Raw genomic sequence first — 16,675 nt, 5'->3', positions numbered from 1 at the left:
GGCACGCGGCGGCATCGAGGACACTGCGCCTGAAGCGACCGGGCACGTCAGTCATCGGCCTGGAGCGCGCTGGACCTCGTCGATTCGCGGCGGACCCGAAGGTGTATCGTTGAGCCGATGAGACATCTTCGACTGTTCTGGGACGTGTTGCGGACGAGCCTTTGGTTCGTGCCCTCATTGTTCGTGCTCGGGTCGATCCTGCTGGCCCAGGGCATGATCGAGCTCGATCACCTGCTGTCGATCGACGAGCTCGAAGAGTCGTGGCCCCGGATCTTCGCCGTCGGGCCGGCGGGGGCACGGAGCGTGCTGGCGACCACCGCGGGCTCGATGATTTCGATCGCGGGCGTGGCCTTCAGCATCACGATCGTCGCGCTCACGCTGGCGTCGAGCCAGTACACCAGCCGCATCCTGCGGAACTTCATGCGCGATCGAGCAAACCAATCGGTGCTCGGGGCCTTCGTTGGCATCTTCGTGTATTGCCTGTGGATCCTGCGGACGATCAGCGAAGGCGAAGCATACAGCTTCGTGCCCGTCGGCGCCGTGCTGTTTGCGGTCGTGCTCGCGCTCGTGGGTATCGCGTGCCTGATCTTCTTCATCCACCACATCGCCAAGTCGATCCAAGCAGAGCAGATCATCCTTGCCGCGACGGCCGAGACGCTCGCCTCGGTCGATCGCCTCTTTCCAGAACACGTGGGGGAACCCGCCGAGGATGATCCGCCGCCCCTTCCGAGAGAGGACACCACGTGGCATGCGATCCCGGCGAATCGCACCGGCTACCTGCAGTCGGTCGATGGCAACGGGCTCGTGGACTATGCGTCCGAGCACGGGTGCGTCATTCGCATGGAGTGCCCGGTTGGTCGGTTCAACATCGAAGGCTCGCCTCTCGTTTCGCTGGGTGATACCGGCGAGCCCGACGAGGACGTCCGCAAGCAGATCCTCGGCTACTTCAAGATCGGTGGAGAGCGGACGCTGGTACAGGACGCCAGCTATGGCATCCGGCAGATCGTCGACGTGGCGTTGAAGGCACTCAGCCCCGGCATCAACGACACGACGACCGCCGTGAGTTGCGTCCAGAACTTGACGGCCGTGATAGCCAGGATCGCCGAGCGACGCATGCCCGAGGACTACCGCGTCGAGGACGGCCAAGTGCGATTCATCGCCGCACGTTTGGGCTTCGGGGATCTACTCGGCGATGCGTTCGACCAGATCCGTCAGAATGCCGGCGGCAACGTTGCGACGCTCGAAGCCCTCGTTGCGGGCCTGACGACCATCGCGGAGCGTACGAGCGACCCCGAACGGCATGGCGTGATCGCCGAGCAACTCGATCTTGTTAAGGCCAAGGCCGACGCGACGATCGAGCAGGCCGAGGATTGCGCGGCGATCGACGAAGCCGTCTCGGCGCTCCGCCAACGCCTGGCCGGCCGCTCTGATTGATAATTGAACGAAGCCCGGGTGCGAACCCGGGCTCCGTGTGCATTCGAGTTGTCGTCGTTCGTCGCGGCGGGATTAGCAGCCGGCGGCAAACTCGTTCTGGAACGCGAGGAAGTCGAAGATGTTGAGCTCGCCGTCACCGTCGAAGTCGGCGGCGGGGTCGCCCATCGCGAAGAGGTTCTGGAATTCGAGGAAGTCGAAGATGGTCAGCTCGCCGTCGCCGTCGAGGTCGGCCCGGCAGGTCGGATCGTCGCTGATGATCCGCACGCGGACGTCGTCGATGTACCACTGGTCCGAGGCATCGCTGCCCGGCGTGGCAAAGCGGACGCGGAAGCCGTCGCCGTAGGCGTCGAGCGGAATCTCGGTCGCGCTGGCGACGAAGGTGGACTGGTCGACGCCATTCGAGACGATCTCGGTCAGGTCGCGCCACTCGCCCAGGAAGCTGCTGAAGTAGTCCACGTCAAGCACCTTGCCGCTCTCGACGCCGCGGTGCTGGCTGTGGAAGGCAACCTCGACGGGCATGTCGGGCAGCAGCGTCGCGGGTGCGTTGATGCGGGCCGATGCGAGCGTCGAATCGTTGAAGAGCAACACGCTGTAGGGCTCGCTGGGCGGATTGACGCCCAGGGTCGTGGGCGCCACGCTGCCCGAGACCTCGATCCACTTCTCGGTATCGAGCGTGAGGCTCGGGAAGTCGTCCTCGAACGGAAGCTCAAACGCGGCGGCCAGGCCGTCGGTCCCCATGACGACCAGCGCGAAGTCGGCGTCGCGACCGGTGGTCTCGCGGTGGCCGTCGGTGTTCAGGTCGGCGGCGATGACCTCGACGGTCCACGTGCCGGCCTCGGGGTTCTGCACGAACACGTTCTCGACGGTATCGACGTTGTTGGCCGAGCCGCCTGGCGTGCTCCAGATGCCGCCGTTGAGGCCGTTGTTGCCCCAGTAGACCTGGCCCGTAGGCGAGGTGACCTTGAGGTCGAGGTTGTTGATGCGGTGCACCGTACTCGAGGTCGTGCCCTGGCGGTCGGCCCACGTCAGCGTCGCGCGCAGGTCGGGCGTGCCGGCGGGCACCTTGAGCGGATAGACCGCGATGTCGAGTTCCTCGATGACGTCGGTCTCGTCGACGACGAAGATCTGGTCGCGGCCGTCGTAGAGCGAACGCAGGTCGGGCATGCCCCAGCCCTGCTTGGCGCGAGCCTTGTCGTTGCCGATGCTGGTGCCGGTGAAGTTGTACGGCTCGGCCGAGGCGATCATCAGGGCCTTGGCGGTCGTGAAGCGCGGCTTCTCTTCGAACACGTCGCCGCCCGCGGTCGGGTTGCCGAAGACGCCCTCGCTCCACATCTGGAAGAGCACGCCGAAGTGACCGGCCACGATGGGCGTGGCGCCGCTGGTGCCGCTGAACTCGGTGTACGCCGTGCGGCTCGAGCTCGTCGCAGCGCGCGTGAAGTCGTAGAAGTGGGTGAGGTCGGGCTTGATGCGGCCATCGGAGGCCGGGCCCCGGCTCGCGCCGCCGCACCAGCAGTCGTCGGCCTTCGACAGCGTGTTGCGGTGGAAGACGCCGCCGACCGACACGATGTTCTTGGCCCAGGCCTGCGGGCGAGACTGCTGGCTGCCCTGGTTCGACTGGCTCTGGGTGATCAGGATGTCCTGATCGAAGATGATGCGGTCCATCTCGCTGCTGCTGGTGGTGTAGGTCGTGGTCAGGCCGCTGCCCCAGCTGTTGGACTGGTACACGGCGCGGTACGGCAGCGAGGGGTTGATGAGCTGGGCCGTGTGCGAGTAGCGGTTGCCCGTGAAGTTGTAGCTGGCGAAGATGCCCTGCGCGTCGGGCACCATGCCGCGGGCCGAGCCCGAAGCGCCCTGCGCGAAGTTGATGCTGTACGTGCTGGTGCCGTGGCTGTCGATGCTCGAGCTCGTGTGCATCAGCGGCGGCCTGGCGGCGAACTCCTGGTGATCTTGGCGGATGCCGCTGTCCATGACCTCGGCCCGCACGCCTTCGCCCGAATAGCCCGTAATGCCCTCGATGTAGTTGGCCCCGCCGATCGAGCGTGCGATGCTCATGTCGGTCTCGGGGGCCTGCCAACGATCCATGAACAGCACGTCGCTGTCTGCGACGACCATGCGGATCTGGGCGGGCGTCAGCGTCGCCTCGAGTCGGCCGACCTGCGGCACCGTCAGTTCCACCGTCGCGCCCATCTCCGCGATGCGCTGGACCATGCGGTCCATGGCTGCCTCGCCGTCGGTCAGGAGCTCGATCGAGTAGCGCGCGCCGAAGTCGGCGAACGAGCCGCCGAGCATCAGCGGCTGGAGGATCTCTTCTTCGAGCTTGTAGGCCGGGTGGTACGCACCGACCCAGCGGACGATGCCCATCGCTTCGACGGCGGCCTTCGCGTCGGCGTCCATGCGCACGATGCGGGCGTGGTCGTGCAGCGGCCGAAGGATCGTGGCACCGGCGGCCTCGAGGGCCTGATCGGCTGCCCACACGGGCTGGCCGATGAACTGGACGACGTACGCGTCGTTGCCCGCGGTCGCGGACAGGTCGCCCGGCACGGCGGGCGTGAACACGTCGGGGTCGAACTCGGCGTAACGCAGGCGGATGGTGTTGTCCGTCTGCGACACGCGATCGATGCGATCGCCGCGAAGCGAGATGGCGCTGTAGCCGACCTCGCCCTGGGGCGTGAGTTCCTTCCAGGCGATCAGCACGGCATCGCTACCGGGAACCCTTGCCTGCTCGAGGCCAACGACGGCGCCCGCCGCGTCGTGGAATGGCCGGCCGTCGAAGGCGAGCGTGGGGTGGTCGCCGCTCTGTGCCTGCAGCGTCACCGCCGGGCCTTCGAGCGCCTGATCGGCGAGCGTCAGCGTCGCCGTCAGCCCGACCGCCAGGCCGCATGCCAGCAAGAGTCCCATCTTCGAATGCATATCGAAACCTCCCTGGATGGCCCTCGTCCATGCAAGCACCCTGGGCAGAGGGATCTGCGTTCGGGTTTTGCTCAGAGGAGCCTGTCGCGGGCGTGCCCGCTTGATCAAAGTACCACGAGCCCACGCATTGGCCATCGCCGCGGCGCGTCGGGCTCGCGCGTCATGAGGGTTACGCTCGCTGTTCGGCCAGCGCTTCACCGCCGGTTCCATCCGATGCATCGAGTACGTCCAGCACGTGCTTCGCAATGCCAGCAAGCGGGGATCCACCGTGGTGCGAAGTACCTATAACATCGTCCCCGAGTGCCTCGGCAAGCAGTTCAGCCCTCGACATGATGGAAGCATCGGGAAGCAAGCCTTGTTCCGAAAAGTGGGCCCGGAGTTGGTCAGCCTTGTTGCTGCGGAAACCCTTGACCTGGCCGCAGTCGATGGCGTTCAGAAGGGCGTCGGCGGAGTGTCCGACTTCACGGGCCACTTCGAGCACGCGATCCAGGTACGCCGCGGAGACCGCGCCAGAATCGAGGATGTCGCCAGCAGTCACTGGCCGAGCCCGCCCGCGCCGCCAACCGCGAACGAGCCGGTCGACGCAGCGGCACGCCTCGACGAGTTCTGGGCGATCGATGAGCTCGGGGCGTGCGAGGACCTGGCCGATGGTCGAGATCTCGCGCTCGCGCAACGCGTGCAGCGTGGCGAGGTCGTCGCGCAGCACGTGGTAGAGATCGATGCCATCCGGCCCATGCCAGGGATCGATCGGGCGCACGCCGATGGCCTCCAGGTACGCCTCGCGGGGCATCTCGTCGGGCGAGGGACCGGGCTTGGGCTCGAGCAGCGCCGCAGCGGGCACGCGGGCTGCGGCCTGCCGACCGCGCTCCTCGTCGAGGTTGAGACGCGTGCACGAGAGCTGGTGTGTGCTCGAGAGCCGCTCGAGCCTCGCCGCGTGCCCGGGGTCGCACGTGAGGTAGACCAACTGCCGACCCTCGCGAGCGAGCTCGAAGATCGATCGGCACACGGCCTCGAATCGCGCGTCATCGGTCGTCGCCAGCGGCTCATCGAGCACGAGCGGCAGCGGCGATGCGCCGATCCGGCGCTCGGCGTCCATCGCGCCCGCCATGCGCATCGCCAGCAGTGCCTGGGCCCGCGTACCGGTGGAGAGGGCGTCGTAGCTCTTCTCCATGCCACTCCGCAGGTCGTACACCACCGCCTCGCCGCGCTCGATGCGTAGGCCGTAGGCGTTGGCCGTGAACTGGGCGAGCCACCGATCGGCGAGCTGGACGATGGCGGGCACGTCGTCGCCCTGCACGCTCGCGACGGCGTGGTCGAGGATCAGCCTGCGGGCCGCCTTGGCGCAGGCCTCGTCGCGCGCCTCGGCTACGCGCCGTGCGGCGTGTTCGAGCTCGGCAAGTGCATTCGCGATGTCCGCCTTGCCGCGCGCGGCTCGGACCTGTCCCTCGATCTCGCCGACCTTGTGCTGCAGCGAGTCTGCCTCGGAGGCTGCCGCCTCGCAGGCGCGGCGACGCTCGTCGAGCGCCGCGCCTGCGAGCTCGCGAAGATCTCCGGCGTCCGCAAGAGATGCGTCCAGGCGGTCCAGCACGGCTTCGCGCCGCCGGATCTCATCGGCCAGCGTGTTGGCCTCGTCGCGCAATCGGAGCCACTCGGCCAGTTCTTCCAGGCGGTCTTGGGGAAGCCCGATCCGCGCGAGCAACTCGTCTCGTTGTCGCTGCGCCAGGGCACGACGATGCTCGCCCTGGGCTTGCAACCGATCGGCCTCCGACACGACTCCTGTCAGGCGTTCGTACTCGCGTTGCTGCGCCTCCAGATGCGCACGAACGCGGTTCAATTCATCAAGGCTCGTACACGCCGGAACGGCGTACTCCGCCAGCACACGAGAAGCTCGATCCAACAGCGCTTCGCATTGCGACCCGAGAGACTCCACGCCCGCCCGCGCGCCGAGGAGATCGGCGCGCAGGGCATCGAGTCGCTTTGCACGATCGGCCGCCGTCGCGACCGCCAGTGTTGAGACGATCGCCTCGTCGTCCCCAGCGATCGCGCGCACTCGACTGAGTGCGGTCTGGTACGCCGCCTCGCTGCGCTCGGCCCGGGCCATCGGTGCTTCCGAGCCATCCGGCGTCGTGGATAAACCGCGGACGAGCACTGCGAGGCCGCCGACCAGCGCCGCGGCCGCGAGGGCCGCCGAGATCCAGGCTTGCTCGAAGCCCGCCGCGACGCCGGCGAGCGCGACGAACGCGATCGTCACGACCGCGAAGGCGCGTGAGACGCGTTGCGGCTGCTGCGGCTCGGTTGCTTCGGCGGCCGCGAGGTCGCGGGTCCGTCGCTCGCGCGCCTCGTGGGCGGCGTTGAGCGCGGCCTCGAGCTGGGCGAGTGCCGCGTCGTCGAGCGCCTGCATCGTGGAGGGCACGGCATCCATCTTGGCTTGGATCTCGGCTGCCCGGCGTTGGGCATCGCCTCGCTGCCGCTCGAGGCCCAGCAGTTCACTCTCGAGTCCGGCCAAGATCTGGAGAGCGCCCGCGTCGATGCCGGTCTCAGGCAAGCCAAGCCGGTCGATCTGCTGCCGGGCTTCGAGGGCTCTGTCGCGTTCGTGACCGATCGCTTCTCCCTCGTCGTCGAGGCGTCGGTCGATCTCGGCAAGCCGCTGGCCCTCGTCGCCTGCGACGCGCCGGGCGCCCGGCGGCAGTCGTTCGAGCCGGGCGTGCAACTCGGAGAGTTCCTCAAGCACGTCGAGCCGCTCGAGCGCGCTTCGTACCAGCGGGCCCTGGGCCGCCCGCTCGCGGCAGGAGCCGGCACGGGCTTGCAGCCCTGGAATCTGCGCTTCCTGGGCCATGAGCGATGCGGCTTCCGAGCGGGCGGCGTTGAGCGCTCGCTCGGCTGCTTCCGCGTCTCGCCGCGGGGCCGTGGGCGTCTTGGGCTCGGCGGCCTCGTGCAGTACGTGCAGGTCGAACCCGCCGTGGAGCTCGCGCGTCATCGCCTGTTGGATGGCTCGGTCGTGCGCGTCGTCGGTCCACAGATCGCCGATGCCGACGATGATGCCGCGCCCCGCGCTGGCGTCGGGCAGGGTTGGAGCGTCTCCCTGCCAGCCCCCACCGTGCGTTTCGACGTACGAGTGAAACGCCTTGCCATCGAGCTCGAAGGCGCCGCGCGCCCGCAGGCTCGGATGCCGATCGGGCCAGAGGAGGGCACGGATGGCGCCCGCGAGCGTGCTCTTGCCAGACTCGTTTCGGCCTTCGATGATCGTCAGGTGCGCATCGAAGCCGTCGACGTCGAACCCGGGGTTGATGCCCTTGCTGGCGAGGATGTCGATGCGTTGCACGCGCATCAGCCGTCCTCCTCGCCGCGTTGGGCGAGCAACTCGCCCAGCATCGCACGCGCTTCGCGTACGAGCGTCTCCCGTGCATCGGGCAGCACGAAGCTCCGCTCGCCGAGGTCCGGCGGGCGGAGGTATCGGTTGCTCGCGATCGTGGCGAACTCGTCGGTCGCGGTGCCAACCAGCGCGTCGGCTTCGCCGCGCTGCAGGTCGAGGATGAGCCCCGCGATGCGGCCGGCGGCGGTGCGCTCCGCGGCGAGTTGCTCGAGCGGCAGCGGCGGCGTGACACGCGTGACTACTTCATCGATGAACACCCAGCTACCGGCGTAGTGCCAGGGCCTTGAGACGTCGACCGAACGGGCCTTCGCGTGGAGATCTCGCCAGGCCTCGTTCTCGCCGATGAGCGTCATGCGCACGCCGATGGCCGATGCGCCGGGGAACTCCGATGCTGCGTTCTCGGCCTCGCGCTGGAGAGCCACGTCGAGCGACGCGGAATCGAGCGCGCCGCATTCGACCATGACGTTGGCCCATGCGATCGGTGCGAGCGGGCGGTGCTCAAGCGACGTACGCGACCCGTCGAGTCGTACCAGCCAGGCGCCACGGGCGCCGGGCTCTCCCGGGTCGAGCCCGCAGGCGCTGCCGAGGTAGCCGCTGGGGGCACTGCTTCCGAGGCGTTCGTGCGACGGCACGTGTACGTGGCCGAGCAACCAGGCGTCGGCAGCGTGCTCACGCAGGTCGGCCGGGCGGAATGGTGCATACACGCTCTTGGGAACATCGACGTCGCCGTGCAGTAAGCCGACGCGCGGGCCATATCTCGGCGGCGGAGGCGTCTCGAAGGGCGAGTTGTTGCAGTGGGGGGCCGGGAAGCTCCAGCCCAAAACCTCGACGCCCCCGATCGCCGTATCGATGGTGCGGCCCTGCCACGTGCCGCCCGGGCCGAGCAGCGTGAGCCCGTCGATGGCGTCGGCCAGCCGGGGCAGCACGCGGGCGTCGTGGTTGCCGGCAACGGCGATCATCGGGATGCCGCGGAGCTTCGCCACGGCGTCTTGCAGCGCGGCGAACACCTCGAAGTACGCGCCGTCGTCGTCCACCACGTCGCCGGCCAGCAGCACGGCGTCGACGCGCTCGCGGCGTGCGAGGTCAACCATGCGCTCGAGGGCGCCGAACGGGCCGAGTTCTCGGGCTCGGTCGCGCAGCGCGTCCGGCAGGCTGGCGATGGTCCGGCCCAGGTGCAGGTCCGCCGCGGCCAGGAATCGCGCCTCAGCCATCGCTCGGCTCCGCGGCGCGGCGACGCATCGCGAACGTCACGAACGCGGCGCCGAGCACCAGGCCGAACGCCAGCGGCAGCCACTGTTCCTGCCGGGCAATGAACCCGAGCGAATACATCGGCAGCACCGCGGCGATGGCGATCGCGATGATCGCACGTCCCGCGCGCGGCAGCGGTCCCATCTTCAGGGCATCCGGAACGACGGCGTACAGCACGTACACCGGGAAGAAGAGGCCGTACGCAGACATGAACAGTCGGTACACGACCTCCCACGCGAGCATGCCGTCGGCCCAGGCGATGGGGCCGGCCGGCAACATCCATACGGCCGCGAGCGCCGCGATCGTGAGGCCCAGCGTCAGGCCGCGCTCGGTCATCCTGAGCTTCGACTCTCGCAGGTGAACGGCCAGCGTGAAGCCGCCCTGCAGGGCAAGGTGCGCGAGCACGAGCGTCCATCCCACGCCGTCGCCCGAGACGATCGCTCGGGCGTAGAGCACGGTGAAGGCAATCATGACCACGAACGGCCCGAGGAATCCGAACGCGAAGGCCGCGCGCCCGGCTGCCGGGCTGGTCGCGGCCCTGGCACGCAAGAACGTCGCGTCGAGGTACGGGCACAACGCGAAGCCGAAGACGACGACGGGAGCGAGCATCAGCAGGTCGAGCGACCCTGGTTGCGCGAATGCTCGGACATCGAGCGTTGTCGATTCTCCAAGTGCGAGGTATGCGACTGCAAGCCCGACGCTCGCCAGCCACACGAGCGTGGCGGCCACGAGCCACCGCCGCACGGCCAGAAGCGCGAGCGCGAACACCGCCGCGATGACGAGCACGCCCGGTTGTCCGGCGATCGTCGGGAAGCCGTCCATCGCGAGGGCGATGGCGCCGAGCACGTACAGGTGGAACGCGATGGTCACCATCGAGAACCGGCGTACCGCCGCGTCGTGCTTCAGTCGGAGCCGTTGCGCTGCTTCGGCGTTCCGCAGCATCGTGCCCATGAGCGCCGCGCCGATGGCGTTCGGCGCGAGGAATACGAGCAGACCCCACCAGCCGAAGTCACGAAGCATGAGCGCTGGCAGGATCATGCCGATGACCCACGTCCATGACACGGCCAGGTAGAAGCCCCAGCCCAGGGCGGCCAGCGGCGACGTTCGAGTTGGGGCGGATGGAGCGCGGGGCCCGGCCATGGGCGTCTACTTGAGCCGGCCGCGGCTGCGCTGGTGGGCCTTGGGCGTCACGTGGAAGGTCGCCGTTGCCAGCCCGACGCGCTTCTCGCGGTCGCTTGGCCGGCGGATCTGCTGCACCACGTTCATGGTGATCGTCAGGTTGAATTCCTTGCCGCTGGCGACAAGGGCCTCGATGTCTTCTTCGGGCTCGATGCGGTAGACCGCCGGGCCCAGGCACGGCCGAAGGAACTTGTACTCGAGCTTCTTGCACACCACCGTGTAGTCGGCCCCGCAGACCTTGAAGATGTACGACCCGCCGGCGATCTCGGCGTTGCCGAGCAGCGCAGCACCCGCCATGGCGTTGTACCAGTTGCGATTGAACCGCCGGAAGGGCAGCACCGCCTGGAAGGTCGTCGCGTCGACCATCTTCATCTTGATGCCGCTGTGGAAGGCATACGGCAGCCATATGAGCGAGCACACCCGGTGCCAGAAGTGGTTCCGCGTGCTCAGCCGGCTGACGAACGCCTCGGCCCGCTCCCAGAGCGTCCGCTTCCGCTTGCGCTTGGCGTGGGCGTGCGAACGCGGAGCGTCGGCGGGCTGGCCTTCTCGCTTTGGGTCGGCCTTGGGGTCGGCGGGCCGCTCGCTCGGAGCGCGGCCGTCCTCGGAGGCCTCGATCTCGGCCTGCGGTAGGGGTTTGGAAGCCGTGGTGTCGTTCACCGCGGGGGTCATCGCCCGATGGTAGACCCTCGCACCCTGAGCGGGCCGATCACCGTCCTTCGGCCGGTTTCAGGGCGAACCAGCCCTTGCCGTTGGGCTCGACGCGACGCCACGGATCGCCCGGCTCGTGGTCGAGCATCAGGGTCCACCCGCGCTCGCTCGCCTCTCGCAGCAGCCAGCCCTTGCTGACCATGCTCGTATAGGGCTCGACGTCGTACGCCAGGCTGTAGGCCTTGCCCGCGTGCCAGGCCGTGGGCATGACGTCGGGCACAAACACGACCGCCCGGTCCTGCTCGTCGGTAAACCACGTCGCCTGCTGCCCCCACGTGTGCCCGGGCGTGAGGAACACCTTGATGCCCGGCAGGATGGTCGTGGTCCGCCGCTCCCAGGGCAAGGCGGGGTGCTCGTCCTTGTGCGGCACGCGGCCGGGCTCGAAGGGACGCGGCGAGTCGTGCAGACTGAGCCTGTCCTCGATCGGGGCGAGGTGGTCGGCGTAGTAGGTCCTGGTCATCACCGAGTCGCCGGCGAGCGCGGTGTGCCACTCCTTTTCCTGGACGTGGACGGTGGCGTTGGGGAACGTCAGCTTCACCTCGCTCGCGTCGCCGCTGGCCTGCTTCGGGCCGGCGGTCCAGTCGGCCGTCTCGCCGGGTCGCAGCCGGCGCGTGAGCCCGCCGGCGTGGTCGAAGTGCAGGTGGCTGATGACGACGTCGTCGATCTTCGCCGGGTCGCCGCCGGCCTCGGTGAGCGCCGTCTCGACCGTGCGCCCGTCGAGCCCGAAGATGCCGGCCATCTTGGGATCGAGCTTGTCGCCCGTGCCCGCTTCGATGATGACCTGTCGGGGCCGCCCGAGTTCCGGATCGTCCTTCGTGCCCACCAGCCACAGGCAGTTGTGGTGCAGCTCGACGCGGTGCCGTTCGTCGGGGTCGACCATCGTCTCCCACACCACGCGAGGGATGAGGCCGAACATGCCGCCGGCGTCGAGCAACAGCCGTCCGGCGCGCAGCAGGGTGCATCGATAGGTCATGGGCGTCGCGAGATGCTTTGCGTTGGGCATCGTCAAGGCTAGGAGTTTCTACGTACGAGCCCAGGCGTTTTGCAAAGATTTGTTGAACGTCCTCGTGAGTATCCCGCACGCCAATCGCTTGCAAGGTGGTTGAACATCGAGCCGGAACGTCAGCGGTGCACTCAGCCCGCGGCCGGCCGATTCGGACCAGACTCTCAGTCAAGTTTTGTGGAGGTGTCTCATGCGGACTCGTGCTATCGCTTTGCAGTCGTTCGTCGGTCTCTCGCTCCTTGCTGGCTCGGTCGCCAGCGCTCAAGATCAGGAACTCCGCGTGCGAGAGCACGCCAACGTTCAGATGATGATCGAGAGCATGCTCCACGGCCTGCACATGCAGACTACCGATCCGGACTCGGCATGGGAAACCTGCGCTGGTGGATCGCTCAACATCACGGGCCAGTTCAACCCCCAGACGTGGAGCGCGGTCGGCCAGGCCGCCGTCTGCGGTGGCGTCATGAACATCGATTACTTCGGTGACCTCACGCGGACAACCAGCGGCTATGACTCCAACGTCCAGGGCTTCGGCACGATCCTCGATGAGCAGTGGAACAGCAGCATCCGCGGCGTGTGGGAGACCAACGCCGACGGCGAGCTGATCTCGCTGGACTACCGCGAGGTCGCCGACGATGGCGGCAGCCTGAAGCCCAAGTGGTGGGTCTACGCCCTGGAGATCATCGCGGGCGGCGCCATCGGCAGCGTGGGTGGCGTCGGTGCCGGCACGGTCGCTGGTGCGGCCGGCGCGGTCAACATCTCCAACGCCATCGACTCGCAAGTCTCCGATCCCGGCGCGCCTCCGGCGCCTCCCGGGGCGGACGTGGTCATCGAGCTCAGCCCGCCCATCCGCGACGACCAGGTCGTGATCACGGTGCTGGGCACCGGTGAGATCCGCGGCAACCGCTCGAACCACATCACGTTCGAGGGCCGCTGGGCGGTTGATCCGACTACCGGCATCGGTTCAGTGACCGGCGCCTTTACCTTCGAAGACACCACGTCGTGCTACGCCGACTTCGACGGCGACGGCGTCCTGAACATCTTCGACTTCCTCGCCTTCCAGAACGCCTTTGCCACCGGCGACGCCACCGCCGACTGCGACGGCGACGGCGCCCTGACCCTCTTCGACTTCCTGTGCTTCCAGAACGCCTTCGCCGGCGGCTGCTGAGCACGCATCTCTCAAGCCCCCCCAGCATGCCGGACGCGAACGCTCTCTCCTTGGCGTTCGCGTCCGGCGTTTTCTCGCATCGCCGCGCCGTAGCCTTGCTCCATGGGGAGCCAGCCTGAATCCAAGATGGTGATGCTGCTCAATGAGCGACGGCAGCAGGCGGTCATCGCCGAACTCTCTGACGAGCACGAGAAGATCCCACAAGCCGAAGGCGGCGGCGTCGTTGCGTTCAAGCAGGGCGTCGACTGGCTCTGCCAGGCGATCGGCTGCGGCCTCGATTCACCGATCACCGATGCAGGCGTCCGACGCATCTCGGCGTTCCTGCGGTCGCGTGGCGTTCGGCCGAGCATCGATCTGACCGATCTCTCGGGCGAGGATGCCTTCGCCGCGATGGCCCGCGACGGGCTCGCGCTGGAGCAAGCCGAGCGCGTGTATGCACGCGATCTCGAGCGTCCGGTGCAGCAGCCCGCCCTGCCGGACGTTCGCATTGAGCCGCTCGACGAAGCCGACGAGGCGAGCCTGGAGGCGCTCGTCCGCCATCGGGTGCTGGGTTTCTCGGAGCCCGGAGCCGAGCCGCAGCCCGGCGAGTTCGAGGCCGCCGAGCGGAGCCAGACGCACCCTCGCTCACGCGGCTTCTGCGCCTACGTCGATGGCAAGCTCGCGGGTACCTGCGGCATGGAGGTCATCGAGCTCGCGCCCGCCAACGGCCAAGAGCCGGTTCGGCTGGCCTCGCTGTGGGGCGCGGTGGTGGGCGAGCCCTATCGGCGCAAGGGCATCCAGGGTGCGTTGATCGCGCGTCGCCTGCAGCAGGGCGTGGAGGAGGGCTGTCGGCTTGCCGTCATCGAGTGCGATCCCGGCATCCCGACCGAGCGGAACGCCATCCGGCTCGGCTTTTCCCTGGCGTACACGCGGCTGGGCTTCAGAGGCGATCGGCCCCCGGGAACTCCAGCGGCGAGCGGGCAATGATTCACGCACGATCGGCCACGGTGCTCGTGCCGAGAGTCTCGAACCCCAGGAGAAGCCCATGAGCCCCGACGTGTTGACAGCCGAGCAGACGCACTCGAGCAGCGACGTGTTCCTCGACGAGGCGCTGCCTCGCCTCGAGATCGCCGCCGAGCACAGCAAGGCCAAGCCCGAAACCGTCGAGCGGCTCAAGCACGCCGAGCGATTCACCGAGGTCGGCATCCCCGTCAAGATGGACGACGGATCGACCAAGGTGTTTACCGGCTTCCGCTGCCGGTACAACACGGTCCGTGGGCCCGCCAAGGGCGGCATCCGCTACCACCCCGACGTGTCGGCTGCCGAGGTACGGGCGCTGGCGTTCTGGATGACCTTCAAGTGCGCCACGGTCGGCATCCCGCTCGGCGGCGGCAAGGGCGGCGTGATCGTGGACCCGCGCGAGATGAGCCAGCGTGAGCTCGAGGGACTCAGCCGCGGCTACATGCGCGGCATGGCCGACGTGCTGGGCCCGGACATTGACGTACCCGCCCCCGACGTGTACACCAACGCGACCATCATGGGCTGGATGAGCGACGAGTTCGACACGATCAAGCGCGGCCGCTATCCGGGCGTCATTACCGGCAAGCCCGTGGCCCGCGGCGGCTCGCTCGGCCGCAACGATGCGACCGGGCGTGGCGGCTTCATCTGCCTGAAGGAGCTCGAGAAGCGGCGCGAGTGGAACCCCAAGGACGTCACGATCGCGATCCAGGGCTTTGGCAACGCCGGCCAGCACTTCGCCAAGCTCGCCGACGAGGCGGGCTACAAGATCGTCGCCGTCAGCGATTCGCGCGGCGGCATCCACGATGACTCGGGCCTTGACGTGCCCGGCACGATCTCGACCAAGACCGACTCGGGACGCCTTCCTGACGCTGGCAAGAAGATCAGCAACGAGGAATTGCTGGAGCTCGACGTCGACGTGCTGGTGCCCGCCGCCCTCGAGAACGCCGTGCACGAGGAAAACGCCCGCAACGTCAAGGCCAAGGTCCTCATCGAGCTGGCCAACGGCCCGCTGACCAAGGAAGCCGACGAGATCTTGGCCGAGAGCGAAGCGCTGGTTATCCCGGATATCCTGGCCAACGCCGGCGGCGTCACCGTCAGCTATTTCGAGTGGTGCCAGAACATCAGCGGCTACTACTGGGACCTGGACACCGTCCACCAGCGGCTGGGCGAGATCATGTCCAAGGCCTTCGGCGACGTGTACGACCTCATGGAGTCCGAGAACATCCCGATGCGGACCGCCTGCTACGCCCACGCCCTGAACAAGCTGGCCGAGGCGATGGAGTAGGGGCCGGTTCCGAAGCCAGCTCAGGGGACCGGATCGAAATACCGGGCGTCCGTGACGGCTTGGGTCGATCAGCGCTTCATGGTGGGCGAAGGCCGCCCTCCGTGGTATGCTGACTTGGGGCCGCGGCGGCCGAACAATACTGCATCACGCGGCCCGCGATGGCGGGCGACGCCGGCGGGTGGTACGCCTGCCTCGGCGACGAGAGAGGGGAACGACCATGGACATCACTGCACGAGCGACCATCCTCGGAGCCTTGGGCGTGGGCGTCTGCCTGACGCTTTCGCCGACCAGCCTGCTGGCACAGCAGGCCGGCACCGCCACGCAGGAGGCCGAGCAAGCCGCGCAACAGGACCAGGAAGCCCTGCCGACGTTCGAGCTCGAGACGCCGATCGTCGACATGGGCACGATCCTGGACACCGAGCCCGTGTCGGGCACGATCCGCTTCCGCAACTCGGGCAACATGAGCCTGACCGTGCCGAGCGTGAGCAGCACGTGCGGCTGCACGGTGGCCGAGCTTCCCAAGAACGAGTTCGAGCCGGGCGAGTCGGTCGAGCTCGAGGTGACCTTCGACCCGCGTGGCAAGACCGCCGGCCGTCACGAGCAGACGGTGACCTTCCGGACCAACGACCGCGCCAACCCGATGGTGGCCGTCAAGGTCCGCGCGTTCATCAAGCCGCTCATCTCGATCGAGCCGCTGCAAGTGAACCTGGGCGCCGTGACCAAGCACACGCGCAAGGAAACGCTGATCAGCCTGACCGGTTCGCAGGAGAGCTTCGAAGCCTTCCACGTCACGCTCGTGGGTGATGGCGCGAAGTACTTTGACGTCGAGATCCTCGGCACCGACCCGCTCCAGGTCGAGGGCGAGACGGTCGCGCGGACGGACATCCTCGTCTCGCTCCGTGACGACGCGCCTCCCGGCCGGGCCCAGGCGCTTGCGGCCGTCCGGACGAACGAGGACCGCCGCAAGCTCGTCACCGTGCCCGTCGGCGCGCAGGTCGAGGGCGACGTCGTGATCAATCCCACGCGCATGTCGCTGGGCACGCTGAGCGTGGGCCGCCAGGTCGACGAGGTCATCGAGATCCGCCACGGCCGCAACGAGGCATTCCGGATCACCGGCGTCGAGCTGCGTCCGCTGCAGCCCACCGACATGGCGCCGATGGCGATCGACTACTCGGTCGAGCCCATGGACGCCGAAGCCGGCGCGAATGGCAAGGCCGTCGACGCCTACCGCGTGCGTCTGGTGATGCCCAGCATCGAACAGGCCGGCCGGATCCGCGGCAACTTCGTCGTGCTCACCGACGTGCCGCTCGAAGAAGAGGTGAAGCTGCCGTACGTCGGCCGCATCGTCGACACCCGCGCGGGCGAGTGATC

At 68.0% G+C, this 16,675-nt stretch carries 11 protein-coding genes; 5 read left to right on the top strand and 6 right to left on the bottom strand.

Features of this window, described 5'->3' with window-relative positions; translation table 11 throughout:
- Positions 1 to 117 precede the first annotated feature (117 nt).
- Entirely contained in the window at positions 118 to 1,434 is a 1,317-nt protein-coding gene (locus tag RIA68_09370; GenBank protein MEQ8317652.1) for a DUF2254 domain-containing protein, read from the top strand.
- Positions 1,435 to 1,506: 72 nt separating this feature from the next.
- Here the strand turns inward: RIA68_09370 and RIA68_09365 are convergent, their stop codons facing one another.
- The 6 genes from RIA68_09365 to RIA68_09340 all read right to left on the bottom strand — a co-directional run bounded on the left by RIA68_09365 (position 1,507) and on the right by RIA68_09340 (position 11,855).
- Positions 1,507 to 4,344, bottom strand: coding sequence for a GC-type dockerin domain-anchored protein (locus tag RIA68_09365; GenBank protein MEQ8317651.1), 2,838 nt, complete (start codon positions 4,342 to 4,344; stop codon positions 1,507 to 1,509).
- 169 nt (positions 4,345 to 4,513) lie between these two features.
- A complete protein-coding gene (locus RIA68_09360) occupies positions 4,514 to 7,672 on the bottom strand; it encodes a hypothetical protein (protein ID MEQ8317650.1) in 3,159 nt (1,052 codons plus the stop codon).
- Positions 7,672 to 8,928 carry a DNA repair exonuclease gene (locus RIA68_09355; GenBank protein MEQ8317649.1) on the bottom strand — a complete coding sequence of 419 codons (1,257 nt, stop codon included), beginning with the start codon at positions 8,926 to 8,928 and terminating at the stop codon, positions 7,672 to 7,674. Before RIA68_09355 ends, RIA68_09360 begins: the two co-directional genes overlap by 1 nt.
- Positions 8,921 to 10,105 (bottom strand): hypothetical protein, encoded by a 1,185-nt coding sequence (locus RIA68_09350; GenBank protein MEQ8317648.1) that lies wholly within the window; start codon positions 10,103 to 10,105, stop codon positions 8,921 to 8,923. Before RIA68_09350 ends, RIA68_09355 begins: the two co-directional genes overlap by 8 nt.
- Positions 10,106 to 10,111: 6 nt before the next feature.
- Positions 10,112 to 10,813: a hypothetical protein gene (locus RIA68_09345; protein MEQ8317647.1), complete on the bottom strand. Its 702-nt coding sequence runs from the start codon at positions 10,811 to 10,813 to the stop codon at positions 10,112 to 10,114.
- A 37-nt stretch (positions 10,814 to 10,850) separates the two neighbouring features.
- Positions 10,851 to 11,855 (bottom strand): MBL fold metallo-hydrolase, encoded by a 1,005-nt coding sequence (locus tag RIA68_09340; GenBank protein ID MEQ8317646.1) that lies wholly within the window; start codon positions 11,853 to 11,855, stop codon positions 10,851 to 10,853.
- 190 nt (positions 11,856 to 12,045) lie between these two features.
- Here RIA68_09340 and RIA68_09335 point away from each other — a divergent pair, with 190 nt between their 5' ends.
- The 4 genes from RIA68_09335 to RIA68_09320 all read left to right on the top strand — a co-directional run bounded on the left by RIA68_09335 (position 12,046) and on the right by RIA68_09320 (position 16,673).
- Positions 12,046 to 13,020: a GC-type dockerin domain-anchored protein gene (locus tag RIA68_09335; protein MEQ8317645.1), complete on the top strand. Its 975-nt coding sequence runs from the start codon at positions 12,046 to 12,048 to the stop codon at positions 13,018 to 13,020.
- Positions 13,021 to 13,122: 102 nt separating this feature from the next.
- Entirely contained in the window at positions 13,123 to 13,986 is an 864-nt protein-coding gene (locus RIA68_09330; protein MEQ8317644.1) for a GNAT family N-acetyltransferase, read from the top strand.
- Between the two features lie 58 nt (positions 13,987 to 14,044).
- On the top strand, positions 14,045 to 15,304 hold the full coding sequence (locus RIA68_09325; protein ID MEQ8317643.1) for a Glu/Leu/Phe/Val dehydrogenase: 1,260 nt from the start codon (positions 14,045 to 14,047) through the stop codon (positions 15,302 to 15,304).
- Positions 15,305 to 15,521: 217 nt separating this feature from the next.
- Positions 15,522 to 16,673, top strand: coding sequence for a DUF1573 domain-containing protein (locus RIA68_09320; GenBank protein MEQ8317642.1), 1,152 nt, complete (start codon positions 15,522 to 15,524; stop codon positions 16,671 to 16,673).
- Positions 16,674 to 16,675 lie beyond the last annotated feature (2 nt).

Source organism: Phycisphaerales bacterium, from assembly GCA_040217175.1.
In the GTDB taxonomy this organism is placed as follows: Bacteria; Planctomycetota; Phycisphaerae; order Phycisphaerales; family UBA1924; genus JAHCJI01.
The sequence above is the reverse complement of the archived record's forward strand: the minus strand, read 5'-3'. Positions and strand labels throughout refer to the sequence as shown.